23 protein-coding genes and 1 pseudogene are annotated in these 24,131 nt (G+C 73.3%); 13 read left to right on the top strand and 11 right to left on the bottom strand.

Translation table 11 applies throughout. The features are described 5' to 3' along the window. The first annotated feature begins 120 nt into the window (after positions 1-120). The 3 genes from J7E94_RS03980 to J7E94_RS03990 all read left to right on the top strand — a co-directional run bounded on the left by J7E94_RS03980 (position 121) and on the right by J7E94_RS03990 (position 3,664). Positions 121-1,377, top strand: a complete 1,257-nt coding sequence (locus tag J7E94_RS03980; RefSeq protein ID WP_215012338.1) for an MFS transporter — start codon at positions 121-123, stop codon at positions 1,375-1,377. 86 nt (positions 1,378-1,463) lie between these two features. Next, on the top strand, positions 1,464-2,159 hold the full coding sequence (locus J7E94_RS03985) for an alpha/beta fold hydrolase (RefSeq protein WP_215012340.1): 696 nt from the start codon (positions 1,464-1,466) through the stop codon (positions 2,157-2,159). Between the two features lie 68 nt (positions 2,160-2,227). Then, positions 2,228-3,664 carry an amidase gene (locus tag J7E94_RS03990; protein WP_374224390.1) on the top strand — a complete coding sequence of 479 codons (1,437 nt, stop codon included), beginning with the start codon at positions 2,228-2,230 and terminating at the stop codon, positions 3,662-3,664. A gap of 68 nt (positions 3,665-3,732) precedes the next feature. Here J7E94_RS03990 and J7E94_RS03995 read toward each other — a convergent pair whose 3' ends face one another. Beyond that, positions 3,733-3,885: a Fe-S protein gene (locus tag J7E94_RS03995; protein WP_215012342.1), complete on the bottom strand. Its 153-nt coding sequence runs from the start codon at positions 3,883-3,885 to the stop codon at positions 3,733-3,735. 104 nt (positions 3,886-3,989) lie between these two features. Between J7E94_RS03995 and J7E94_RS04000 the strand changes: the two genes are divergently transcribed. After that, a complete protein-coding gene (locus J7E94_RS04000) occupies positions 3,990-4,454 on the top strand; it encodes a type II toxin-antitoxin system PemK/MazF family toxin (RefSeq protein WP_215012344.1) in 465 nt (154 codons plus the stop codon). A 168-nt stretch (positions 4,455-4,622) separates the two neighbouring features. Here J7E94_RS04000 and J7E94_RS04005 read toward each other — a convergent pair whose 3' ends face one another. Further along, complete coding sequence (locus tag J7E94_RS04005; RefSeq protein ID WP_215012346.1) at positions 4,623-5,459, bottom strand: TIGR02452 family protein; 837 nt, start codon at positions 5,457-5,459, stop codon at positions 4,623-4,625. 107 nt (positions 5,460-5,566) lie between these two features. On the opposite strand from J7E94_RS04005, the gene egtA reads away from it, so the two are divergent. The 4 genes from egtA to egtD are packed head-to-tail and all read left to right on the top strand — an operon-like array spanning position 5,567 to position 10,069. Further along, positions 5,567-6,952 (top strand): ergothioneine biosynthesis glutamate--cysteine ligase EgtA, encoded by a 1,386-nt coding sequence (egtA, locus tag J7E94_RS04010; RefSeq protein WP_215012348.1) that lies wholly within the window; start codon positions 5,567-5,569, stop codon positions 6,950-6,952. Beyond that, positions 6,949-8,253 carry an ergothioneine biosynthesis protein EgtB gene (egtB, locus tag J7E94_RS04015; RefSeq protein ID WP_215012349.1) on the top strand — a complete coding sequence of 435 codons (1,305 nt, stop codon included), beginning with the start codon at positions 6,949-6,951 and terminating at the stop codon, positions 8,251-8,253. The genes egtA and egtB overlap by 4 nt, the downstream gene beginning before the upstream one ends. Next, positions 8,253-9,029, top strand: coding sequence for an ergothioneine biosynthesis protein EgtC (egtC, locus tag J7E94_RS04020; protein WP_215012350.1), 777 nt, complete (start codon positions 8,253-8,255; stop codon positions 9,027-9,029). Before egtB ends, egtC begins: the two co-directional genes overlap by 1 nt. Then, positions 9,026-10,069, top strand: coding sequence for an L-histidine N(alpha)-methyltransferase (gene egtD, locus J7E94_RS04025; RefSeq protein ID WP_215012351.1), 1,044 nt, complete (start codon positions 9,026-9,028; stop codon positions 10,067-10,069). The genes egtC and egtD overlap by 4 nt, the downstream gene beginning before the upstream one ends. A gap of 290 nt (positions 10,070-10,359) precedes the next feature. On the opposite strand, the pseudogene J7E94_RS35580 reads toward egtD, so the two are convergent. From J7E94_RS35580 to J7E94_RS04040, 3 genes and pseudogenes are all read right to left on the bottom strand, one after another. After that, positions 10,360-10,890: pseudogene (locus J7E94_RS35580) on the bottom strand (lysophospholipid acyltransferase family protein); the annotation flags it as partial. Further along, entirely contained in the window at positions 10,887-11,738 is an 852-nt protein-coding gene (locus J7E94_RS04035) for a GNAT family N-acetyltransferase (protein WP_215012352.1), read from the bottom strand. The gene J7E94_RS04035 and the pseudogene J7E94_RS35580, both read right to left, overlap by 4 nt. A 165-nt stretch (positions 11,739-11,903) precedes the next feature. Beyond that, positions 11,904-13,166, bottom strand: coding sequence for an extracellular solute-binding protein (locus J7E94_RS04040; RefSeq protein WP_374224391.1), 1,263 nt, complete (start codon positions 13,164-13,166; stop codon positions 11,904-11,906). 166 nt (positions 13,167-13,332) lie between these two features. On the opposite strand from J7E94_RS04040, the gene J7E94_RS04045 reads away from it, so the two are divergent. Next, the gene (locus tag J7E94_RS04045; protein ID WP_030012846.1) at positions 13,333-13,548 is read left to right on the top strand and encodes a dodecin; all 216 of its coding nucleotides are present in this window, start codon (positions 13,333-13,335) and stop codon (positions 13,546-13,548) included. A 50-nt stretch (positions 13,549-13,598) separates the two neighbouring features. Here the strand turns inward: J7E94_RS04045 and J7E94_RS04050 are convergent, their stop codons facing one another. Beyond that, positions 13,599-14,096, bottom strand: coding sequence for a hypothetical protein (locus J7E94_RS04050; RefSeq protein ID WP_215012353.1), 498 nt, complete (start codon positions 14,094-14,096; stop codon positions 13,599-13,601). A gap of 74 nt (positions 14,097-14,170) precedes the next feature. On the opposite strand from J7E94_RS04050, the gene J7E94_RS04055 reads away from it, so the two are divergent. Genes J7E94_RS04055 through J7E94_RS04065 form a run of 3 tightly spaced genes read left to right on the top strand, consistent with a single transcriptional unit; the run spans position 14,171 to position 17,999 of the window. Further along, positions 14,171-15,160, top strand: coding sequence for an LLM class flavin-dependent oxidoreductase (locus J7E94_RS04055; RefSeq protein WP_215012354.1), 990 nt, complete (start codon positions 14,171-14,173; stop codon positions 15,158-15,160). 10 nt (positions 15,161-15,170) lie between these two features. Further along, a complete protein-coding gene (locus J7E94_RS04060; RefSeq protein ID WP_215012356.1) occupies positions 15,171-17,597 on the top strand; it encodes an excinuclease ABC subunit UvrA in 2,427 nt (808 codons plus the stop codon). Positions 17,598-17,606: 9 nt separating this feature from the next. Further along, a complete protein-coding gene (locus J7E94_RS04065; protein ID WP_215012357.1) occupies positions 17,607-17,999 on the top strand; it encodes a hypothetical protein in 393 nt (130 codons plus the stop codon). Positions 18,000-18,002: 3 nt separating this feature from the next. Here J7E94_RS04065 and J7E94_RS04070 read toward each other — a convergent pair whose 3' ends face one another. The 4 genes from J7E94_RS04070 to J7E94_RS04085 form a co-directional block, all read right to left on the bottom strand. Then, positions 18,003-18,656, bottom strand: a complete 654-nt coding sequence (locus J7E94_RS04070) for a hypothetical protein (protein ID WP_251056107.1) — start codon at positions 18,654-18,656, stop codon at positions 18,003-18,005. Positions 18,657-19,003: 347 nt separating this feature from the next. Next, positions 19,004-19,744 carry a succinate dehydrogenase/fumarate reductase iron-sulfur subunit gene (locus J7E94_RS04075; RefSeq protein WP_215012358.1) on the bottom strand — a complete coding sequence of 247 codons (741 nt, stop codon included), beginning with the start codon at positions 19,742-19,744 and terminating at the stop codon, positions 19,004-19,006. Further along, positions 19,741-21,705, bottom strand: a complete 1,965-nt coding sequence (locus J7E94_RS04080) for a fumarate reductase/succinate dehydrogenase flavoprotein subunit (protein ID WP_215012359.1) — start codon at positions 21,703-21,705, stop codon at positions 19,741-19,743. Before J7E94_RS04080 ends, J7E94_RS04075 begins: the two co-directional genes overlap by 4 nt. A gap of 2 nt (positions 21,706-21,707) precedes the next feature. After that, positions 21,708-22,412: a succinate dehydrogenase cytochrome b subunit gene (locus J7E94_RS04085; protein ID WP_215012360.1), complete on the bottom strand. Its 705-nt coding sequence runs from the start codon at positions 22,410-22,412 to the stop codon at positions 21,708-21,710. Between the two features lie 93 nt (positions 22,413-22,505). On the opposite strand from J7E94_RS04085, the gene J7E94_RS04090 reads away from it, so the two are divergent. Further along, the gene (locus tag J7E94_RS04090) at positions 22,506-23,384 is read left to right on the top strand and encodes a LysR family transcriptional regulator (protein WP_215012361.1); all 879 of its coding nucleotides are present in this window, start codon (positions 22,506-22,508) and stop codon (positions 23,382-23,384) included. 12 nt (positions 23,385-23,396) lie between these two features. Here J7E94_RS04090 and J7E94_RS04095 read toward each other — a convergent pair whose 3' ends face one another. Continuing rightward, positions 23,397-24,041 (bottom strand): TetR/AcrR family transcriptional regulator, encoded by a 645-nt coding sequence (locus J7E94_RS04095; RefSeq protein ID WP_215012363.1) that lies wholly within the window; start codon positions 24,039-24,041, stop codon positions 23,397-23,399. Positions 24,042-24,131: the final 90 nt, after the last annotated feature.

The raw sequence follows: 24,131 nt of genomic DNA on the forward strand, positions 1-24,131 counted from the left end.
GCGCTCCGTCGCACCCCCGCCGTCGCGACGGGGCGGCGCGCACCCCTCGCATCAGTCACCCACCTCCCGTACGTCCCCGCAGGTACCCCTCATCCGCACGCACCCGCCCAGGAGGGCACCGTGGCCCTTTCCTCCCCCGGCACCGGCAACGCCACCGCCGCCACCACCGACGCATCCGCGCCGTCCGGCCCCGGACGCGGGCTGCTCCCGCTGCTGCTGGTCGGAAATTCCGCGATGTACGCGCTCTACGTGGGCGTCGCCGGCGTCCTGCTCGCGCTCCAGGTGGAAGACATCGACCCCGCGAACAAGGTGTCGAACTTCGGCCTGATCGCAGGGGTCTCGGCGATCTTCGCGACGGTCTTCAACCCCGTCGCAGGCGCGCTGTCCGACCGCAGCGGACGGCGCAACCCCTGGATCCTCGGCGGCGGCCTCGCCGCCGTACCGGCGATGTTCCTGCTCGGCTTCGCCGACACGATCCTGCTGATCACGATCGCCTGGTGCCTCGGCCAGGCCGTCATGAACATCTACCAGGCCGCCATCACCTCCGTCGTGCCCGACCGGGTGCCGATGAGCGCCCGCGGCAAGGCCTCGGCCGCGGTCGGCCTGGGCCTGCCGTTCGGCTCCACGCTGGGCGCGCTGATCGGTGCGGCCTTCTCCGAGGACTACCGCACCGGCTACCTCGTCTTCGGCGCGCTCGTCGCGGGGGCCGCGGTCCTCTTCACCGCCTGCACCCGCGAACAGCGACTCCCGGCCCGCGCGCCCCTGCCCGTCAAGGCCCAGCTCGCCGCCTTCGCGAGCGCGCTGCGCGACCACGACTTCCGCTGGGCCTTCATCGGGCGGGCGCTCCTGATCCTCGGCTACTTCGCCGTGAGCGGGTACCAGCTGTACATCCTTCAGGACCACACCGTGCTGCCCGACGGCATGGAGCCGGAGGCCGCGGTCGCGGTGATGATGCCTCTGACCAGCGTGGCGATGGTCGTCTCCACGGTCCTGGGCGGCTATCTCTCCGACCGATTCGACCGCCGCAAGCTCTTCGTCGGCGCGTCCGCCCTGCTGTCCGCGGTGGCGCTGGTGATCCCGGCCGTGTCGACCGGCTGGACCGCGATGCTGGCCTTCTCGGCCGTCAACGGGCTCGCGTTCGGCTGCTACATGGCCGTGGACACGGCGCTCGTGACGATGGTGCTCCCCAAGGCCGAGGACGCGGCCCGGGACATGGGCGTGCTCAACATCGCCAACGCCGGGCCGCAGATCATCGCGCCGTTCATCGCCTCGGTCATCGTCTCGCTCAGCGGCGGATACACCGCCCTGTTCGTCGTCGCGGCCGTACTGGCGGTGGCGGGCGCCCTGGCCGTGATGCCGATCCGCAGCGTGCGCTGACGCGCGACGCCGCCTTCGATCCCTCCCCGCCGAACAGTCCCACCGACGACTCAGACGGCACAGACAGCACAGAGAAGGGCACCACCGTGCAGCTGCACACCCACACCTGGGGCGAGGGCGACCGCATCGCCCTGCTGATCCACGGCATCATGGCGGACCACCGGACCTGGCGCCGGGTCGGTCCCGCCCTCGCCGACCGCGGCTACCGCGTCATCGCCGTGGACCTGCGGGGCCACGGGGCCAGCGGCCGCGGTGAGTACGGCCCGCAGCTGTACGCCGACGACGTGGCCGACACGCTGCCCGCCGGTGCCGAGCTCGCCATCGGCCACTCCCTGGGCGGTCTGACCCTGTCGCTCGCGGTGGACCGGCTGAAGCCGAAGCGGGCGGTGTTCTCCGACCCGGCCTGGTACCTCGCCGCTCCCGCCGAGGGCTTCGGGCCGGAGCTGTTCGCGCAGTTCAAGACGGCGCCCAAGGAGCAGATCCAGGCGATGAACCCGCGCTGGGAGGAGGCGGACGTCGACATCGAGCTGGAGACTCTGGCGGTGTGGGACGAGGCGACGGCACTGGGCCTCGCCCCGCTGATGGGATCGGATCTGATGCCGGCCGCGCCGGCGGTCCCCTCGCTGGTGCAGCTCGCCGATCCGAGCCACCTGATCACGCGGGAGCGGGCGGAGATCCTCAAGGGCCGCGGTTTCGAGGTGCGTTCGGTCGCCGGGGCCGGACACACCATCCACCGCGACGACTTCGACGGGTTCATGTCCTCTCTGGAGGGCTGGATCTAGTCACGCGCGGCCACTCCCCACTACGGTCTCCCTACTGAGCGGTAACCGGTCATGGGGGAGTGGTCGCGGTGTCGGATTCTTCAGTGCAGGCAACAGCACCGGCGGCCGTGGCCGGTACCGACGACCCCTCCGGCCTGGTCGAGATGGCGGCCGCGCTCGCCGAAGGCCTCGTATCGTCACGGCAGTTGACGCAACGGTCCCTGCGCCGGATCGCGGCCGCGCAGCCGGAGCTCAACGCCTTCCGTACCGTACGGGCCGAGGCCGCTCTGGCGGAGGCGGACGCGGCGGACCGGCGGCTGGCCGCCGGGGAGCGGCGGCCGCTGCTGGGCGTTCCGCTCGCCGTCAAGGACGACATGGACGTGACCGGCGAGCCGACCGCCTTCGGCTGCGCGGGTGACTTCGCCGCGAAGACCGCCGACAGTGAGGCGGTACGCAGGCTGCGCGCGGCCGGCGCCGTGATCGTCGGCAAGACCCAGACCCCGGAGCTGGGGCAGTGGCCCTTCACCGAGGGCGACGCCTTCGGCGAGACCCGCAATCCATGGAACCCCGCCTACACGCCCGGCGGTTCCTCGGGCGGCTCCGCGGCCGCGGTGGCTGCGGGGCTGGTCCCGGCGGCGCTCGGGTCGGACGGAGCGGGCTCGGTACGGATCCCCGCGGCCTGGACCCACCTGGTAGGCGTGAAGCCGCAGCGCGGGCGGATCTCCACCTGGCCGGAGCCGGAGTCGTTCCACGGGCTCACGGTCAACGGCGTACTGGCCCGCACGGTCGCCGACGCTGCGCTCCTGCTGGACGCCGCGAGCGGCCCGCATCCCGAGGATCTGCACCGGCCGGCCCGCATCTCGGCCGTCGAGGCGGCCGGACGCGCCCCGCGCAGGCTGCGGATCGCCCTCTCCTTCGCGATGCCCTTCACGGCGACACCCAAGTCCCTGGATCCGGAGGTCCGTTCGGCGGTGGAGCGGCTGGCCGGGCGGCTGGAGTCGCTGGGCCACGAGGTGGTCCCGGAGGACCCCCGCTACGGCCCGATCGGCCTGACCTTCGTCCCCCGCGCGACCACGGGCGTACGGGACTGGGCGTCCCGGGTGCCGGACCGGGCGCTGCTGGACCCGCGCACGCACGAGGCCGTACGGACGGGCCGGATCCTGGGCGGCCTGCCGCTGCGGATCTCCCGCCGGGCGGAGTCGGTGCTGCGGCGGCGGGTCGGCGAGATCTTCGGCCGCTTCGACGTGGTCCTGACCCCGACGACGGCCACTCCCCCGCTGCGGATCGGCGCGCTGACCGGCCTGGGGGCGATGGCCACGGACCGGGCGATGATCACCGCCTGCCCGTACGCCTGGATGTGGAACGTCCTGGGCTGGCCCGGGGTGAACATTCCGGCGGGATTCACGGCATCCGGACTCCCGCTGGGCGCCCAGCTGTTGGGTCCTGGCGAGGCGGAGCCGACGCTGCTGGCCCTGGCCGCACAGGTGGAGGCAGCGGAGGGCTGGGCGACGAAGCGGCCGGGCTGAGGTCCCGTACCGAGGCCTGGGGGTGAAGTTCCGGGAGGAGGCCAGGTGTTGCTCCGCGGACGCGGCCGTCAGCTGCTGATCAGGTGCACCGGGTCCCCGAGCCGGACCCGTCCCGGGCGGGCGACCGCGGCCAGGGCGTCCAGCCGGGTGTCGTGCGCCCGCGCGAGGGCGCGCAGGATCAGCGGAGAGTGCGGCAGGCCGGGCTGAGCCTCGTTGGTCATCACACACCGCTCGCTGGAGCGCTCGAACCACACCCCCGACAGACCGCCCCGGGTCCAGGGCCGGATTCCGCCTGCCGGGGCCCGGAGCCAGTAACCTCACCCGGATGACGGCACTTTCCCACCACGGCAACCACCCCCTCGACCAGCCCGGCCGCGACGGGGCCACCGCAACCACCGAGGCCGATCCGCACGCCATCGGCCCGGTGCGGACCGAGTACGCACCCGACCACGACGGGGATCCCGACCCCGGGGAAATCGTCTGGACCTGGGTCCCGTACGAGGAGAACGACGGCCGCGGCAAGGATCGCCCCGTACTGGTGGTGGCGCGGGAGGCGGGCGGGAGCACGCTGCTCGCCGTCCAGCTGTCGAGCAAGCGCCACGACACCGACCGGGAGTGGGTGCCGATCGGCTCCGGCCCCTGGGACGCGGCGGGACGGGAGTCCTGGGTGAATCTGGACCGGGTGCTGCGCGTGCACGAGTCGGGCATGCGCCGCGAGGCGTGCGCACTGGACCGCGCCCGCTTCCGCCTGGTGACCGACCGGCTCCGGCTCCGCTACGGCTGGCACTGACCCGTCCGCACCGCCCGGCGCCGCCGCTCGCGCACGCGGGGACGCCGTAGCTCCCCGGCGGCGGCCCCCCGTGCGGGGCTCGAGCGGGCCCGGCTGCGGCCCGGGAGGGGGCGCGGCCCGGGCGGATTCGGGAGGACCGGGTTCGGAAGGCCCGGCTCGGGCGGGCGCTCAGGCCGGGAAGGCGCGGTCGAAGGGCTCGCGGGTGCGCGGGTCGCGGTCCAGGATGCCGAACACGACCCGCTCGAAGACGTCCGCGAAGCGGCCCGACAGGAGCGCCCGGAAGGCCTCCGCCACGTCCGCCGGGTCGTTCTGGAACACCCCGCAGCCCCAGGCCCCCAGCACCAGCCGCTGGTACCCGGCCAGCGCCGCCACCTCCAGGACGCGTTCCCCGCGCCGCAGCAGCGCCCCCGGTATCCCGGACGCCCGCTGCGGCTCCTGCCGCCGGATCGTGCCCGCGTTCGGCGCCGGGGAGGTGAGGAAACCGGCCCGGAAGGGCGTCTCCAGCAGCGCGCCCCGGTCATCCCGGAAAACGGGCACCCCGGGCGAGTGAATCACCCGGTCGGTGTAGAAGGTGCTGCGCTCCGCGCGGTGGACCTCGTCGTACTCCGGAGCCTCCAGCAGCGTCTCGTACAGCGCCGAGGCGCGGCACAGGGCCTCCTCCTGGGCCTTGGCCCCGCGGACGTAGCCGCCCCCCGGATTCCGGGCCGATGCGAAGTTCAGCACGGCCACCCGGGCCGTCCCCGCGGGCTGGTCCAAGCCCTCGACCGCCAGCCTGCGCACCGCGACCGTGCTGCTCTCGCCCGTCACCTCGAAGGCCGTCCGGGCGGCCCCACCGATGAGCCCTTCGTCTGGAATGACCTGGTTTGGTCCATATATCCTGGTTCCCGCCTTGGCCTCCGCCAGGGCGGCGGCCAGGGAGACCTGCCGTCCCGACCGCGTCCGGTAGCCACCAGCCGCCAGGATGTCCGAGTTCTCCCGCGCGATCTCACGCAATCTACTGCTCACACCGCCCTCCTCCGTACTCGGATCTCCGGCGGCAAAGGCATTGTTGACCGGGAGACGGGTAAGCACGGGTGACGTCACGGCCGACGACGGGAGACGAGGACCCGCTCATGTCACAGGCACAGGACCCACCCGAACCATCCATCACCGAGACCCAGGCCGAGGATCTGATCCACGGCATCTGCTTCAAGACCGGCCCGCCCCGCCTCCTCGGAGCGGAGCTCGAATGGCTGGTCGTGGACGCCGAACGACCCGAGGAGCCCCTCTCGTCCGAGCGGCTGCGCGCCGCGCACGCCGCCGCCCGGGCCCTGCCCCTGCACTCCCGGGTGACCGTGGAGCCCGGCGGCCAGCTGGAACTCAGCTCGGCCCCCGCCGGCTCCCTCACCCGCTGCGTGGACGGGCTGCAGGCCGATCTCACCGCCGTACGGGCCGCCCTCGCCGCCCAGGGCATGGTCCTGCGCGGCGAGGGCCAGGATCGGCGCCGCCCGTACCGCCGGCTGCTGGCCAGCCCGCGCTACGACGCGATGGAGGCCTACTTCGACCGCACCGGCCCGGCCGGGCGCTCCATGATGCGCGGCTCTGCCTCCGTGCAGGTCTGCGTGGACGCCGGGCACGAGGAGCCCGGCGCGCTCGGCCACGGCCGGCGCTGGCGGCTGGCCCACCTGCTGGGCGCGGTCCTGGTGGCCGCCTTCGCCAACTCCCCCGCCGACGAGGGCCCGTACGCCGGTTGGCGCAGTGCCCGCCAGGGTAACTGGGCGGACATCGACAGCCGCCGCGCCCTCGCCCCGCCGCTGGACGCCGCGCCGCGCGGCGGCTGGACCCGGCAGGCGCTGGACACCGAGGTGATGTGCGTACGGTCGTACGACGGCGGGACGTGGGCGGGCCCCCGGGGGATGACCTTCCGCGACTGGCTGCGCGGGAGCGGCCCGGCCGCCGGGGGCGGGCTGCGGCCCCCCACCGCGGAGGACCTGGACTACCACCTGACCACGCTGTTCCCGCCGGTCCGGCCGCGCGGCCACCTGGAGCTGCGGATGATCGACGCACAGCCCGGCGACGACGGCTGGCTGGTCCCGGTCGCCGTCGTGCACGCGCTGTTCGACGATCCGGAGGCCGCCGAGACCGCGTACCGCGTGGCCAAGGCGCTGGCCGACACGTACGGGACCCGGCCCGCGCCCCGCAATCCGCTCTGGCGGTCGGCGGCCCGGCACGGGCCGGCCGATCCAGAGCTCCGGGCGGCCGCCAAGGCCTGCTTCCTGGCCGCCGGCGAGGCGCTGCCGCGCCTCGGCGCGAGCGCCCACGTCCGGGACACGGTCGGCGCCTTCACCGAGCGGTACGTCCTGCGCGGCCGCTGCCCGGCCGACGACCCGCCCGTCCAGCGGCCCGACCAGCGGCCCGACCGGCGACCCGAGCGGCGCCCTGACCAGCTGCCCGACCACCACGCCCGCCGCCACTCCCCATCCCACCGCCCGGCCACCGGGAAGGAGGCCCGCCCGTGACCACCGGATCCCAGCCCGGCCTGCGGGAACGGGCGGCCGCCGCCCTGACCGCCGCGCGCGCCCGTACCGCCGTGCTCACCGACACCGTGACCGATGAGGACCTCACCGCGCAGCACTCCCCCCTCATGTCCCCGCTGGTCTGGGACTTGGCGCACATCGGGAACCAGGAGGAGCTCTGGCTGCTGCGCCGCGTCGCCGGGCGCGACTTCATGCGCCCCGAGATCAACTCCCTCTACGACGCCTTCCAGCACTCCCGCTCCGAGCGGCCGAACCTCCCCCTGCTCGGGCCCGCCGAGGCCCGCCGGTACGCGGCCGAAGTGCGCGGCCGGGTCTTCGACCTGCTGGAGCACACGCCGCTGGAGGGCAGTGCGCTCCTCGACGACGGCTTCGCCTTCGGCCTGATCGCCCAGCACGAACAGCAGCACGACGAGACCATGTTGATCACCCATCAGCTCCGACGGGGCCCAGCCGTGCTGACCGCCCCGGACCCGGACGCGCCGTACGACCCGCCACCCGCAGCCGAAGCCCTCGTCCCCGGCGGCCCGTTCACCATGGGCACCTCCACCGAGCCGTGGTCGCTGGACAATGAGCGGCCGGCCCACACCCGGGAGACGGCGCCGTTCTGGATCGACGCGGCGCCGGTGACGAACGGCGCGTACCTGGCCTTCATCGCCGACGGCGGCTACCAGGACGAGCGCTGGTGGGCGGCGGCGGGCTGGGAGCAGATCCGCCAACACGGCATCGGGGCACCCCTGTTCTGGCACCGGGAGGCCGGCCAGTGGCTGCGCCGCCGCTTCGGGGTGACCGAGCCGGTGCCCGACACGGAGCCGGTGGTGCACGTCAGCTGGTACGAGGCCGACGCCTACGCCCGCTGGGCGGGACGCCGGCTGCCCACGGAGGCGGAGTGGGAGAAGGCCGCCCGGCACGATCCGGCGAGCGGCCGCTCGACCCGCTACCCGTGGGGCGACGCCGACCCGACCCCGGCGCACGCCAATCTGGGCCAGCGCCACCTGCGCCCGGCCCGCGCGGGCAGCTATCCGGCCGGCGCCTCCCCGCTGGGGGTGCGCCAGCTCATCGGCGACGTGTGGGAGTGGACGGCCTCCGATTTCCTGCCGTATCCGGGATTCCGGGCCTTCCCGTACCGCGAGTACTCGGAGGTGTTCTTCGGTCCGGAGCACAAGGTCCTGCGCGGCGGTTCCTTCGCGGTGGACCCGGTGGCCTGCCGGGGCACCTTCCGCAACTGGGACCTGCCCGTCCGGCGGCAGATCTTCTCCGGCTTCCGCACCGCGAGGGACGTCTGATGTGCCGTCATCTCGCTTACCTGGGAGCGGAGATACCCCTGGGAAGGCTGCTGAGCGAGCCCAAGCACTCGCTGGTGCGCCAGGCCTGGGAGCCCCGCCGCCAGCGCAGCGGCACCGTCAACGCCGACGGCTTCGGGGTCGGCTGGTACGCGGAGGGCGATCCCGTTCCCGCGCGCTACCGCCGGTCCGGGCCCATCTGGGCGGACCTGGCCTTCACCGATCTCGCCCGTGTGGTCCGCAGCGGCGCCGCGCTGGCCGCCGTACGCGATGGCACGCGGCCGGGCGCCGACGGGGAGGCCGCGGCGGCGCCGTTCGCGGACGGGCCGTGGCTGTTCAGCCACAACGGCTCGGTGCGGGACTGGCCGGACTCGGCGGCTCCGCTCGCGCTCGGCCTGCCGCCCGAGGAACTGCTCCAGCTGGCCGCGCGCACGGATTCGGCGCTGGTCTGGGCGCTGGTCCTGCACCGGCTGCGCTCGGGGGACGCTCCCGGCACGGCGCTGGCCGAGACGGTCAGGGAACTGGCCGAGGCGGCCCCCGGCTCCCGGCTGAACCTGCTGCTGACGGACGGCGTCACGATCGCCGCTACGGCCTGGGGCGATTCGCTCTGGTACCTGGCCGACGCGGAGGCGCACCGCGTGGTGGTGGCGTCCGAGCCCTACGACGACGATGCCCGCTGGTGTGAAGTTCCCGACCTGACCCTGCTGACCGCCACCCGTACCCGGGTCGACCTGACCCCGCTCAAGGAGACCCCGCTGAGGGAGAAGGAGCGCCAGTGAGTGACTTCCAGTTGACCCGGACCCTCGACGAGCACGCCGCCGAGACCGCGCTGCGCGCGGACGTACTGCACGGGATGACGCACACCCCCAAGGTGCTGCCCCCCAAGTGGTTCTACGACGCGCGGGGCAGTGAACTCTTCGAGCAGATCACCCGGTTGCCCGAGTACTACCCCACGCGCGCGGAGCGGGAGATCCTGCTGGAGCGGGCGCAGGAGATCGCCTCGGTGAGCGGGGCGCGGACGCTGGTGGAGCTGGGGTCCGGTTCCTCGGAGAAGACCCGGCACCTGATCGAGGCGCTGCCCGCGCTGGACACCTACATCCCGGTGGACGTGAGCGAGAGCGCCCTGCGCGGCGCGGCGCAGACCCTGCTGGCGGCGCATCCCGGGCTGCGGGTGCACGCGCTGCTGGCCGACTTCACCGGCGCCCTGCGCCTGCCGGAGTCCCCCGGGCCCCGGCTGGTGGTGTTCCTTGGCGGCACGATCGGGAATCTGCTGCCGCCGGAGCGGGCGGTCTTCCTGGCGTCCGTACGGGCGATGCTGTCGCCCGGGGACGCGCTGCTGATCGGCACGGACCTGGTCAAGGACGAGGCCGTGCTGGTGGCGGCGTACGACGACGCGCAGGGCGTGACGGCCGAGTTCAACAAGAACGTGCTGGCCGTCATCGACCGGGAGCTGGGCGCGGACTTCCACACCGCCGACTTCGCGCACGCGGCGGTGTGGAACCGGGAGCAGGAGTGGATCGAGATGCGGCTGCGGGCCCGGTCGGAGGTGCTGGTGAAGATCCGGGCGCTGGATCTGGTGGTGCCGTTCGAGGCGGGCGAGGAGATCCTGACGGAGATCTCCGCGAAGTTCCGTCAGGAGGGCTTGCGCAAGGAACTGGCTGCCGCCGGGCTGGAGTTGACCCAATGGTGGACGGATGCCGCGGGCCGCTTCGCGCTGTCGCTCTCGGTCGCCGACGGCGACGGCGACGGCGGCGGGGGCGTGGGCGGGGGCGTCGGCGTGGGCGTGGGCGACGATGACGACGCCGACCCGGCGGCCTGAGCGGGGATGCCGGGCAGCGGTGGTGAGGTGACGGCCGTGGCGACGGCCTCCTGAGCCGCGGCCGCGAGGTCCCGCCGGTCCGCGTACCGGCCCGGCGGGATCCGCGGCAGCAGTCTGACCTCGGCCCGCACCCCGCGGGCCCGGGCGATCCGCCAGAGCGAGGCGGTCAGCGGGTCGTCCCCGACGAAGGCCGGCTCCCCGGCCGTGTCCCCCTCGTCCCGCAGGTAGGCGAGGCACACGGGCTGTACGGGGACCCGCGCGTCCAGAGCCGACTGGAAGGCGGCCCGGCGGAAGGTGCCCCGGGCGCGCCCGCACCAGGTGGAGCCCTCGGGGAAGACGGTGACCCGGTCGCCGGCCAGCAGCACGCGGGTGACGGCCGCGACGGTGTCGGGCAGGGCGCGGAGCCGGTCGCGTTCGATGAACAGGGTCCCGGCCCGCCCGGCGAGCCGGCCGAGGACCGGCCAGGCCCGGATGTCGCTCTTGGCCAGCATCCGGCAGGGCAGGACGGCGGCGACGAGCGGGATGTCCAGCCAGGAGATGTGGTTGGCGACGACGAGGCGGCCGCCGTCGGGGCCGGGGCCCCCGTGCACGGTGATCCGTATCCCGAAGGCCCGAACCAGCGCCGCCGACCAGGCCCGCACCACCGCGTGGCGGGGGCGGGCCGGCAGCAGCCGGACCGGCGGGGCGCCCAGGATCCCGGCGAGGAGCAGGGAGACGGCGGCGGCGAGCCGGAGCACCGCGCGCGGGATGCTCGCGGTGCCCCCCTCGTGGCCGGCGCAGGCCTCGGGGGTGCAGGGCGAGGTGGGCAGCCATACGCTCATGCGCCCGGGGCGAGCGAGAGGAAGTGCTTGAGGTAGCGCGGGTTCGTGCGGCGCAGGGAGAGCAGCACGTACAGGTCCGCGCAGCCGAACCCCGCGTCGAGGGCGGGCTCTCCGCAGACCCATGCGCCGAGGCGCAGGTAGCCGCGCAGCAGCGGGGGCAGCTCCATGCGGGCGGGGAAGGCGATGCCCGCGGGGTTCCAGAGCAGGTGCGGGGTGACCCGGTACTCCTTGGGGGCGAGGGCGCGGGCCAGGGCGGCCTCGCGGGTGGCGGCGGCCAGCAGCCCGCCGTCGGCGAGCGGTATCGAGCAGCAGCCGGAGAGCCAGTTGTGCCCGGAGCGGTCCATGTAGCGGGCGAGGCCGGCCCAGACGAGGGCGATGACGGCGCCGTTGCGGTGGTCGGGGTGGACGCAGGAGCGGCCGGCCTCGACGAGTCCGGGGCGGATGGGGGCGAGGGCCGAGAGGTCGAACTCGCCCTCGGCGTAGAGGCGTCCGGCGACGGCGGCGCGCTCGGGGGGCAGCAGCCGGTAGGTGCCGACGACCTGCTCGGTCTCCTCCTCGACGACGAGGAGGTGGTCGCAGTACGCGTCGAAGGCGTCCGAGTCGAGGCCGGGCTCGGGCCCGTCCAGGCGGGCGCCCAGCTCACCGGCGAAGACCTGGTGGCGCAGGCGCTGGGCGGCGCGCACCTCGGCCTCGTCGCGGGCGAGGCGGACGGCGTAGCGGGGGCCCGGGGCGGGGGCGGCAGCGGGGGCCTGGACCGGGACCTGGACCGGGACCGCGGGGGTGGCGACCGGGGCGGTGGGGAGAACGGGGGACGGGGACGGGGACAGGGACAGGGGTGCGATGGTCATGGCGGCTCCTGAACCGGGCACGGTGGGCCAGGCCGGCAGGTGTGTGGCCTGGCTCCCTTACTTCTTCCGTGACCGGCTGGATTCGACATGACCGCTCAGCGGCCCTCGGATGTGCGGACGCTGAACAAGACGCCGCCCCCCGGGTCCGGCGCGGGCCGGCCCGGCTCAGCGGTCGGAGCTGAGCACCTTGCTGATCGTCTCGGAGGCTGTGCCTGCCGCCTGCTTGGGGTCCTGGCCGGTGAGGACGGCCGTCATGAAGGGCTTGATCGGGTTCTTGGCCTCGATCTCGGCCCAGCGCGCGGAGTTCGGGGTGGCCCGGCCCTGGGCGGCTCCGGGGACCATGCTGGTGGCGCCCTCGTTGCCTTCGACGACGTGGGCGAGGCTGGTCTTGTTCGGTACGTAGCTCATCGTGCGGGCGAGTTCGGTCTGCCACTTCTCGCTGACCAGTGCGGTGATCACGTCGACCGCGTGCTTGCGCTGCTTCGTGCGCTCCGGGATGATCAGGTCGGAGCCGCCGGTCAGCACGGAGCCGACCTTGTCGGAGGTCTTGCCGGGGATCGGGAAGAAGCCCAGCTTGCCCTTGAGGGTGGGGTTGGCCTCCTCGATCGCGGCGGCCTGCCCGGGCGGGGCGATGATCTGGGCGACCCGGCCGCGGGCGAAGACCTCGGACTGCGGCGGCGTCTCCTCGTCGGCGTCCTTGGGGCCGTCGCCGAGGCCCTGGAGCTGTTTGTAGAAGTCCATGCCGGCCAGGGCCTTCTCGTCGTCCAGGGTGCCGGTCCAACGGCCGCCGGTCTCGACGGCGAGTTCGCCGCCCTCGTCCCAGATGAAGCCGGCGAGGACGTACCAGTTCTGACCGGCGAGGTAGATGCCCTGCTGGTCGCCCTTGTCGAGCTTCTGGGTGGTCTGGATCCACTCGGCGCGGCTCTTGGGCACCGACTTGATCCCGGCGCTCGCGAAGAGGTCCTTGTTGTAGATCACGACCCGGTTCGCGGCGTACCACGGCACGCCGTACTGGGCGCCGTTGACGCTTCCCGGGTCGGAAAGGCCCCTGAGCCAGTCCTTGTTGCCCCACTGGCGCAGGCCTTCGAGGGTCAGTTCGGAGAGGCCGCCGGTCTCGATGTACTGGGCCACCTGGGTGTTGCCGACCTCGATGACGTCCGCGCCCTCCTTGCCGGTGCCCTTCAGCACGGCGTTGACCTTCTCGCCGATGCCCGTCCATTCCTGGATCCTGACCTCCAGGTCGACGCCGGGGTGCTCCTTCTCGAAGGTGTCGGTGAACTTGTCGGTGAAGTCCTCCGAGGCGCTGCCCTTCATCAGCCAGAGCGTCACCTTCTGCGTACCTCCGCCCTGGCCGGCCAACTGGCTGCATCCCGTCAGGGTGGTCGCGGCCGCGAGTGCGGTGCACACGGCGAGGAAGCGCATCTTCACGAAGGTCACCTTCTGGTGGGTCGATGTCAGATGGCTTGAAATTGGCATAGACCAATGGGCCGGTCAAGGGACTTTCGCTCCGGATTGTTCACGCAAAGCTCGCGGAGCCGGACTTACTGGGGCACCGTAGAACCTGGCCCTAGCCACCCACTGTCGGGAGACCCCCATGTCCAATCACACGTACCGGGTGACCGAGATCGTCGGCACCTCCCACGAGGGCATCGATCAGGCCATCCGCAACGGGATCGCCCGGGCAGGGCAGACCGTGCGGAACCTGGACTGGTTCGAGGTCGTCCAGGTGCGCGGGCACATCGAGAACGGCGAGATCGCCCACTACCAGGTGGGGCTCAAGGTCGGCTTCCGCCTCGACGGCGAGGACTGAGCCGGTCCCCGCCGCTCCCATCCGGGGTCGCCCGTCCCCCGGCGCCGCGCTCAGGTCCGGCCTTCATTCTCCTGGGCGTCCTTGAGCTCGGGTGCCTCCGCCGCCCAGTCCGCGAGGACCACCCGGAAGCCCGCCGCGCGCGCCGCCTGGACGACCAGCTCGTCGTCGTCCACGAACATGCGCACCTCCCGGCCCCGGGCGATCCGCTGGAGCACCTCCAGCTTGGTCGTCCGGGCCGGCCGCCGGTCCTGGTTCCCGCGCATCCACACCCGGCCCTCGGGCAGACCGTGCCGGGCGAGCCAGTCCACCGTGTCCGCGCGGCACCGCTCCGGGCGGCCGGTCAGGTAGACCACCTCGCAGTCGGCCGCGCTCTCCACCGCCACCGCCAGCGCCACCCCGCGCCCGAGCGGCGGATCGGCGGGGGCCGCACCGAAGAAGCCGGCCCAGTCGCGCGGGCGGCGCTCCAGGAAGTGCTGGCGGTGACCGGTGTCCGCGAGGGTGTTGTCGATGTCGAAGAGTGCCAGCGGCCGGCGCGTGTTCTCGCTCATCCGGCAACCCTAGACGGCCTGGGCACAGGGGCACGGGCCGGGAATCCTGACGGCCCCCGGACGTTGAGACGTGTGTGATCCGAACACTCTCGATACTCGACCGGTCCCGCACCCGCGAGGGGTACGGGGCCCCGCAGGCCCTGCGCGACACCGTGGAGCTGGCCCGCGTGGCCGAGGAGCTCGGCTACCACCGGTTCTGGGTGTCGGAGCACCACAGCGTGCCCGGGGTCGCCGGCTCCGCACCCACCGTGCTGGCCGCCGCCGTGGCCGGGGCGACCCGGCGGATCCGGGTCGGCACGGGCGGGGTCATGCTGCCCAACCACCAGCCGCTGGTGGTCGCGGAGCAGTTCGGGGTCCTGGAGGCGCTGTTCCCCGGGCGGATCGACATGGGGCTCGGCCGTTCGGTCGGCTTCACCAACGGGATCCGGCGGGCCCTGGGCCGTGACACCGGCGACGCCGACCGGTTCGAGGAGCAGCTGGACGAGCTGCTGGGCTGGCTCGACGGAAGCCAGCAGGCCCATCCGGAGGTGCACGCCCGACCCGCCGAGGGGCTGCGGATACCGGCCTACGTACTGGCCACCGGCGAGGGGGCCGGGATCGCCGCCCGGGCCGGGCTGCCGCTGGTGGTGGGGGACCTGCGGGCCCGCGGCAGGGTCATCGAGGTGGTGGGGACGTACCGCGAGGAGTTCCGGCCTTCGGCGTGGGGCGCGGAGCCGTACGTCGTGGTCTCCGGGACGGTGGCGGTGGCCGGCACGCCGGAGGAGGCCCGGCGCATCCTGGTCCCGGAGGCGTGGTCCCTCGCCTATTCGCGCACCCGCGGCAGCTTCCCGCCGCTCCGCCCGGCCGAGGAAATCGAGGCCCTGACCATGACCCCCAAGGAGCGGGAGCTGTACGAGGGCGCGCTGGCCGGGCACATCCACGGCACCGGGGAGCAGGTCGCGGCCGAACTGGCCGAGGTGGCCGGGCTCACCGGGGCGGACGAGCTGCTGGTCACCACCTCCACCTACGACCGGACGGCGCTGCTCGACTCCTACCGCAGGCTGGCGCGGATCACGGGCCTCTAAACTGGGGCGAATGCACCACTCCCCGGATCGCCGCGCCGCCGAGCCCTCCCCAGCCCACGACCTCTTCGTACGGGTCCGGGGCGCCCGGGAGCACAACCTGCGCGGCGTGGACGTGGACATCCCGCGCGACGCGCTGACCGTGTTCACCGGCGTCTCCGGCTCCGGGAAGAGCTCGCTCGCCTTCGGCACGCTCTACGCCGAGGCCCAGCGCCGGTACTTCGAGTCCGTGGCCCCGTACGCCCGCCGCCTCATCCACCAGATCGGCGCGCCGAAGGTGGACTCCGTGACCGGGCTGCCGCCCGCCGTCTCCCTGGAGCAGCGCCGCTCCTCCCCCGGCTCGCGCTCCTCCGTCGGCACGGTGACCCTGCTGTCCAACTCCCTGCGGATGCTGTACTCCCGGGCCGGCACCCATCCCCCGGGAGCGCAGCGGCTCGACTCCGACGCCTTCTCCCCCAACACCACGGCGGGGGCTTGCCCTTCGTGCCACGGACTGGGCCGGATCCACCGCACCAGCGAGGAACTCCTCGTACCGGACGCCGGGCTGTCGATCCGTCAGGGGGCCATCGCCGCGTGGCCGGGCGCCTGGCAGGGCAAGAACCTGCGGGACATCCTGGAGGCGCTGGGCCATGACGTGGACCGGCCGTGGCGGGAGCTGCCGGCGAAGGACCGCGAGTGGATCCTGTTCACCGAGGAGCAGCCGGTGGTCACCGTGCACCCGGTGCGGGAGGCAGAGCGGATCCAACGGCCCTACCAGGGCACCTACATGAGCGCCCACCGCTACGTGATGCGGACCTTCGCGGACAGCAAGAGCGCCACCCTGCGGGCCCGCGCCGAGAGGTTCCTCGCCGATGCGCCGTGCCCGGCGTGCGAGGGGCGGCGGCTGCGGCCTGAGGCGCTGGCCGTGACCTTCGCGGGCCGCGGCATCGCCGAGCTGGCGGCACTGCCGCTGACCGGCCTGGACGGCGTACTCGCCGCAGCGCGTCCGGACGGGGAGGCGGCGCGGGTGCTCGCCGAGGACCTGCGCTCCCGTATCGGGCCCGTCGTAGAGCTCGGGCTCGGCTACCTGAGCCTGGACCGCACCGCGCCCACCCTGTCCGCGGGCGAGCTCCAGCGGCTGCGGCTGGCCACCCAGCTGCGGTCGGGGCTGTTCGGGGTGGTGTACGTCCTGGACGAGCCGTCGGCGGGGCTGCACCCGGCGGACACCGAGGCGCTGCTCGGCGTACTGGACCGGCTGAAGGAGGCGGGGAACACGGTCTTCGTCGTGGAGCACCACCTGGACGTGGTGCGGCATGCGGACTGGCTGGTGGACGTGGGGCCGCTGGCCGGGGAGCACGGCGGGCGGGTGCTGTACAGCGGTCCGCCGCAAGGGCTGGCCGGCGTAGCGGAGTCGGCGACAGCGCGGCACCTCTTCACGGGGGGCGAGGTGCCTGCGCGGACGAGGCCGGTACGGAAGGCGACGGGGGCGGTGCGGCTCAGCGGCGTCGACCGGCACAACCTGCGGGATGTGGACGCCGAGTTCCCGCTCGGGGTGTTCACGGCGGTGACCGGGGTGTCCGGGTCGGGGAAGTCCACGCTGGTGGGCCAGGTACTGGCGCGGGAGGTGGGCGAGCGGCTCACGGAGCCCGACTTTCCGGTACGGCGGCTGGTGGAGGTGGACCAGAAGCCGATCGGCCGGACGCCGCGCTCCAACCTGGCCACGTACACGGGTCTGTTCGACGTGGTGCGGCGGCTGTTCACGGCGGCGCCGGAGGCGCGGGCGCGCGGCTGGAAGGCGGGCCGGTTCTCCTTCAACGTGGCGGGCGGCCGGTGCGAGACCTGCCAGGGCGAGGGTTTCGTCTCGGTGGAGCTGCTGTTCCTGCCCCGTACCTACGCCCCGTGCCCGGAGTGCGGAGGTGCCCGCTACAACGCCGAGACCCTGGAGGTCCGGTACGCCGGGCTGAACATCGCGGAGGTGCTGGGCCTGACGGTGGAGTCGGCGGCCGGCTTCTTCGCGGAGGTCCCGGCGGCGGCGCGCAGCCTGCGGGCGCTGGAGGAGATCGGGCTGGGATATCTGCGGCTGGGGCAGCCGGCGACCGAGCTGTCGGGCGGCGAGGCTCAGCGGATCAAGCTGGCCGCGGAGCTCCAGAGGCTGCGCCGGGACCACACGCTGTACCTGCTGGACGAGCCGACGGCCGGGCTGCATCCGGCCGATGTGCGGGTGCTGCTGCGGCAGTTGCACGGGCTGGTGGACGCCGGGCACTCGGTGGTGGTCGTGGAGCACGACATGGAGGTGGTGGCGGGCGCGGACTGGGTCCTGGACCTGGGGCCGGGCGGGGGCGCGGAGGGCGGCCGGATCGTCGCGGCGGGTACCCCGGAGGAGGTGGCGCACGCCGAGGGCAGCCGTACGGCGGGGTATCTCGCGCGGGCCGTCGAAGCCGGCCGGGAGGAGGACGGATAGGCTGCCCGGATGTTCTGGAGACGCCTGGGGGACCCGGCCCCGGCGGCGGGCGAGACCGCCGCCGCTCAGGGGGAGAGCGCCGCGCTTCCCGTGGAGGAAGCCGCACCGGAGCCGATCGATCCGGCGGCGCCGGTCGCGCGCCTCCCCGTGACGAACAGCGGGCAGGAGCGGTTGACGCTCATTCTCGAACCGTGGGCCTGGGACGAATGTGTGGAGCCGGGCGAAACGGTGACGGTCGTGACCGTCGGCACCCCCGGCAGCGACCGGCCCTGGTCGGGCACCACCGTGCCCAACGAGCCCTTTCAGCTGGACCACCACCCGGACACGCTGGTGGTCTGGGCGAACGGCGATCTGACGATCATCGAGGACGCGTCCGGGAACGAACTGATCCGCTGGCCCTGAGGCTCAGGCGTCACCCGGCAGAAGGTGCTGCGGCAGTTCGCGGAAGCTCCACTGCCCCTGGCGGCGGGTGAACTGCCAGACGAGGTCGTAGCGGTCGGGCCAGGCCGCGGGGACGCCGAGGACGTGGTGGACTCCGAGGGCGCCGACCAGGCGGGGGATGCCGGTGTGCTCCCAGCAGACGAGTACGGGCATGGGCGCGGCCAGCACGGCGTGGGCGAGGGCCGGTTCGGCGCCGAGGCCGAACTCGGTGCGGACGGGGGTGTGCAGGGCGGCGGCCAGCGCCGCCACGGTCTGCTTGCACCGCGCGGGGGCTGCGCCGCCCTTGCCGCCGGCCGCGAAGACTGCGGCGGGGCGGGGCAGCGAGGAGCCGCGGGCGGGCGGAAAGATCCGCGGCAGCTCTTCGGCCCGGCGCCAGCCGCGCCCGGCGAGCGAGCCGGGGTCGTCCTCGCCCTCCTCGTCCCAGCCGGTGTCACCGGCGTACGGCTTCTCCGCGTGCCGGATCACCATGACCAGCGCGTCCGCGGGGCCGTTCTGCGGGCCACGGGCCGCGGGGCGGGGATTCTCCTGCGCCGAGCAGCCGGCCGCCGCGAGGGGGGCGAGGGCTGCCGCCAGCACGCTGCGGCGGCGCGGTCCGGACCCTGCGGAGGCATGTGGCATGCGGCCACTGTTCCGCACGCGCCGCAGAGCGCCGGGGCGCGGCGCGGCGTACGGCCCGTACGAGCGCCCGGTCGGCGGATCGGGTCAGCCGATCGGCCCAGGCGGCGGGCCTGGGGCCGGGACGCCCGTACGGGAATTCGGGGTGGGGAGTACGCCCGGCCGGGTCCGCCGGGTCGGGCGGCCCGGTTCGGGCTCGGTTGGCCGGGCCGGGCTCGGTTGGCCAGACCGGGCTCGGGCGGCCGGGGCGCCCGCGCCGGGGTCCGGCGGCCGGGCGCTCGTACGGGCGGCCCGGGCCGGGGACTGCCGGGACCGCCGGGGCCCGCAGGGACCGCCGGGGCCCGCCGCGGTCAGCCCTTGCGGACCGCCCTCAGCCACTCCTTGTTCATGGCGGCGATCGACGGCAGCGGGATGCCCTTCGGGCAGGCCGTTGCGCATTCGCCGGTCAGGGTGCAGCCGCCGAAGCCCTCCTCGTCCATCCTGGCCACCATGTCCAGCACGCGGCTCTCGCGCTCGGGCGAGCCCTGCGGGAGGACGCCCAGGTGGTTGACCTTGGCGGAGGTGAAGAGCATCGCCGAGCCGTTCGGGCAGGCCGCCACGCACGCACCGCAGCCGATGCACTCGGCGTGCTCGAAGGCGTGGTCGGCGTCGGCCTTGGGCACGGCGGTGGCGTGCGCCTCGGGCGCGGCCCCGGTCGGCGCGGTGATGTAGCCGCCTGCCTGGATGATGCGGTCGAAGGCGCCGCGGTCGACCACGAGGTCCTTGACCACCGGGAAGGCCGAGGCGCGCCACGGCTCGACGTCGATGGTGTCGCCGTCGGCGAAGGACCGCATGTGGAGCTGGCAGGTGGTGGTGCGCTCCGGTCCGTGGGCGTCGCCGTTGATGACGAGGCTGCACGCGCCGCAGATGCCCTCGCGGCAGTCGTGGTCGAAGGCGACCGGGTCCTCGCCGCGGACGATGAGGTCCTCGTTGAGGGTGTCGAGCATCTCCAGGAAGGACATGTCCTTCGAGATTCCGTCGACCTCGTAGGTGGCCATGGCGCCGGGGGCGTCGGGGTTGTGCTGGCGCCAGACGCGCAGGGTGAGCTTCATGCGTAGCTCCGCTGGGTGGGGTGGACGTACTCGAAGACGAGGTCTTCCTTGTGCAGGACGGGTGCGGCGCCGGTACCGGCGAACTCCCAGGCGGCGGCGTACGAGAACTCCTCGTCGCGCCGCTCGGCCTCGCCGTCCGGTGTCTGGGACTCCTCGCGGAAGTGGCCGCCGCAGGATTCGGCGCGGGCGAGCGCGTCGAGGCACATCAGCTCGGCGAGTTCCAGGTAGTCGACGATGCGGTTGGCCTTCTCCAGCGACTGGTTGAACTCCTCCCCCGTGCCCGGGACCTTGATCCGCCGCCAGAACTCGCCGCGGATTTCGGGGATCCGGTCGAGGGCCTTGCGCAGGCCCTCCTCGGTGCGGGCCATCCCGCAGTACTCCCACATCAGTTCACCGATCTCGCGGTGGAAGGAGTCGGGGGTGCGGTCGCCGTCGACGGCGAGCAGCTTCGCGAGCCGCTCGCGGGTTTCGCGTACGGTGGCCAGCGCCTCGGGGTGGCTGTCGTCCACGCTCTCCCGGTGCGGATGGCGGGCCAGGTAGTCGTTGATCGTGGACGGCAGCACGAAGTACCCGTCGGCGAGGCCCTGCATCAGGGCGGAGGCGCCGAGGCGGTTGGCCCCGTGGTCGGAGAAGTTGGCCTCGCCGATGGCGAAGAGTCCGGGCACGGTGGTCTGGAGGTCGTAGTCGACCCAGAGGCCGCCCATCGTGTAGTGCACGGCGGGGTAGATGCGCATGGGTACCTCGTACGGGTTCTCCGCGGTGATCCGCTCGTACATCTCGAAGAGGTTGCCGTACTTCTCGGCGACCTTGTCCCGGCCCATGCGGCGGATGGCGTCGGCGAAGTCGAGGTAGACGCCCTGGCCGCCGGGGCCGACGCCGCGGCCCTCGTCGCAGACGTTCTTGGCGGCGCGGGAGGCGATGTCGCGAGGGACGAGGTTGCCGAAGGAGGGGTAGATCCGCTCCAGGTAGTAGTCGCGCTCCGCTTCGGGGATCTCGGCCGCGGGGCGGTGGTCGCCCTTGGCCTTGGGGACCCAGATGCGGCCGTCGTTGCGCAGGGACTCGCTCATCAGGGTGAGCTTGGACTGGTGGTCGCCGGTGCGCGGGATGCAGGTGGGGTGGATCTGGGTGAAGCAGGGATTGGCGAAGTACGCGCCGCGCCGGTGCGCCCGCCAGACGGCGGTCGCGTTGGAGTTCATGGCGTTGGTGGAGAGGTAGAAGACGTTGCCGTAGCCGCCGCTCGCCAGCACCACCGCGTCCGCGTAGTAGGAGGAGATCTGGCCGCTGACCAGGTCGCGGGCCACGATGCCGCGGGCCACTCCGTCGACGACGATCAGGTCGAGCATCTCGGTGCGGGCGTGCATCTCGACGTTGCCGGCGGCGATCTGCCGGGACAGGGCCTGGTAAGCGCCGAGGAGCAGCTGCTGGCCCGTCTGGCCGCGGGCGTAGAAGGTGCGGGAGACCTGGACTCCGCCGAAGGAGCGGGTGTCGAGGAGGCCGCCGTACTCGCGGGCGAAGGGGACGCCCTGGGCCACGCACTGGTCGATGATCTCGACGGAGATCTGGGCGAGGCGGTGGACGTTGGACTCGCGGGCGCGGAAGTCGCCGCCCTTGACGGTGTCGTAGAAGAGGCGGTGCACGGAGTCACCGTCGTTGCGGTAGTTCTTGGCGGCGTTGATGCCGCCCTGGGCGGCGATGGAGTGGGCGCGGCGCGGCGAGTCGGAGAAGCAGAACTGGACGACGTGGTAGCCCTGCTCGGCGAGGGTCGCGCCGGCGGCACCGCCCGCCAGGCCGGTGCCGACGACGATGATGGTGTGCTTGCGGCGGTTGGCCGGGTTGACGAGCTTGGCCTCGAAGCGGCGGCGGTCCCAGCGGTCCGCGATCGGGCCTTCGGGGGCCTTGGTGTCGGCGATGGGCTCGCCGGTGGTGTAGCGGGTGCAGTCGTTCACGAGGGTGTCGTTCATGGTCAGTTCACCACTCCGGTCATGACGGCCACGGGGACGGAGACGAAGCCCGCGAAGAGGACGAGGGCCAGGGCGTTGGCCAGGAACTTCAGCGTCCGCTCGCGCCGGGCGTTGCCCGCGCCGAGGGTCTGGGCCGCGCTCCAGAAGCCGTGCCGTACGTGCAGGCCGAGGGCGGCCATCGCCACGATGTAGACGGTGTTCCCGTACCAGGTGGAGAAGGTGGCGAGGACGTTCTCGTACGGGTGGCCCGCCCAGGCGCGCTCGTTCACGGTGAGCGTGGTGAGGTCCAGCAGGTGCCAGACGATGAAGAGGGCGAGGATGATGCCGCCCCAGCGCATGGTGCGGGTGGCGTAGCTCGCGCGGCGGCGCTTGTGGGCGTACTTCACCGGGCGGGCGAGCCGGCCGCGGCGGCTGAGCTGGTACGCGGACACGGCGTGTGCGACGACCGCGGCGAGGAGCACCACGCGGACGATCCACAGGGCCCACTCGTGGTGGAGGAAGGGCGAGCCGAGGGTGCGCAGCCAGTGGGCGTAGCCGTTGAACTCGTCCGCCCCGAAGAAGATCTTGAGGTTGCCGAGCATGTGCACGACCAGGTAGCCGAGCATGATCAGGCCGGAGACGGCCATCACGGTCTTCTTGCCGAGGGAGGAGTCCCAGATCGTGCGCGTGGTGGACGGCCGTCGACCCGTCCGCGTTGCCAAAGCCATGCCATTGACCGTAAGGACCAAAGTCCCGACAGGTCCAAGACATGATGGAGCTGATCTCGATAGGGGATGCCTATCAGGCCGTATCCTGGGGGGATGCAGTTCCAGCAGCTTCTGTACTTCGTGGCCGTCGCCGAGACCCGGCACTTCACCCGGGCCGCGGAGCGGGTCCATGTGGCACAGCCCTCGCTCTCCCAGCAGATCAAGGCGCTCGAGCGGGAACTGGGGGCCGAGCTCTTCAGCCGGGCGCGGGGCAACATCGCGCTGACCGACGCGGGTGAGGCGCTGCTTCCGCTGGCCCGCCGGATCCTGGCGGACGCGGACACGGCGCGACTGGAGGTGCAGGAGCTGGCGCAATTGCGCCGCGGGCGGGTCCGGCTGGGTGCCACGCCGAGCGTCTGCACGGGCCTGCTGCCGGACGTGCTGCGCGCCTTCCACGCCGCGCATCCGGGCATCGAGCTGCTGATCGAGGAGAGCGGCTCGCTCGACCTCGTGCGGGAGCTGGCGCGCGGGGCGCTGGACCTGGCGCTGATCGCGCTGCCGCTGCCGCCCTCGGCTCCGGCGCTGACCACGGTGGAGCTGCTGACGGAGGACCTCGTGGTGGTCTCCTCGGCGGAGCGGCCGGCGCCGGGCGGGGGCGGGGAGCTGACCATCTCCGGGCTGCGCGACGAGCCGATGGTGATGTTCCGGCACGGATACGACCTGCGGGAGCTGACCGTGGCGGCCTGCCGCGCGGAGGGCTTCGAGCCGGTGTTCACGGTGGAGGGCGGCGAGATGGACGCCGTCCTCGGTTTCGTACGGGCGGGGCTGGGCGTCGCGGTGGTCCCGGCGATGGTGGTGGACCGGGCCGGCCCCGGGCTGCGGGCGACCCGCCTCTCCGGCTCCCCGCTGCGCCGCACGATCGCCCTGGCCCACCGTACGGACGTCGCTCCCCCACGTGCGGCGCGCGAGCTGAAGCGGATGCTGGTGGGCTGACCCGCCCGGCGGTCAGGCCGTGCGTATGGGCAGGACCCGGTCGAGCCCGTCGGCGAGCATCCCGAACGCCGTGTCGGCGTCGGCGACGGCCGCCGGGTGGGCCTCGTCGGCGCTCTGGCCGGCCTCGAGCCGGCGCCAGTTCACCCGGCCCAGCTCGTGCCGCACGGCCACCAGGTGCAGCGCCGCGAGCCGGGCGGTGAGCGGCGGCGCGGACTCCGACTCGAGGGCCGCGGCGAGGAGTTCGACCTCGCGGGCGCTGTAGAGGGCGATACGGGACTCCAGGCTCGCGGTGGAGTAGAGCAGCCGCTGGAAAGCGAGGACCTCGGGGTGGCTGCAGAGCCCGGTGATCGGGTCCCGCCGGCCGAGGGCCTCCACGAAGTGCGCGTGCAGGGCACCGACGGGGCCCTGGCCCTCGGGCCGGTCGCGCACGATCCGCGCCGCTTCGTCCTGATGGTCGGCGAAGCGGTCCAGCACCAGATCCTCCTTGCTGGGGAAGTACCGGAACAGGGTGGGTTTGGAGACTTCGGCCGCGGCGGCGACATCCGCCACCGATACGGCATCGAAGCCCCGCTCCAGGAAGAGTTCCAGCGCCGTGGCCGCCAGCAGGCGACGCGTACGGAGCTTCTTGTTCTCGCGCAGACCCGTCGTGTTGTCCATGCCTCACACCCTACCACAATTTTGTGACCGAGTTATTTTTTTAACCGGGTTGCTTTTTCTCGGCGGAGCCGCTTTCCTTGAGTCACAACG

Source organism: Streptomyces sp. ISL-94, assembly GCF_018614075.1.
Lineage (GTDB): Bacteria > Actinomycetota > Actinomycetes > Streptomycetales > Streptomycetaceae > Streptomyces.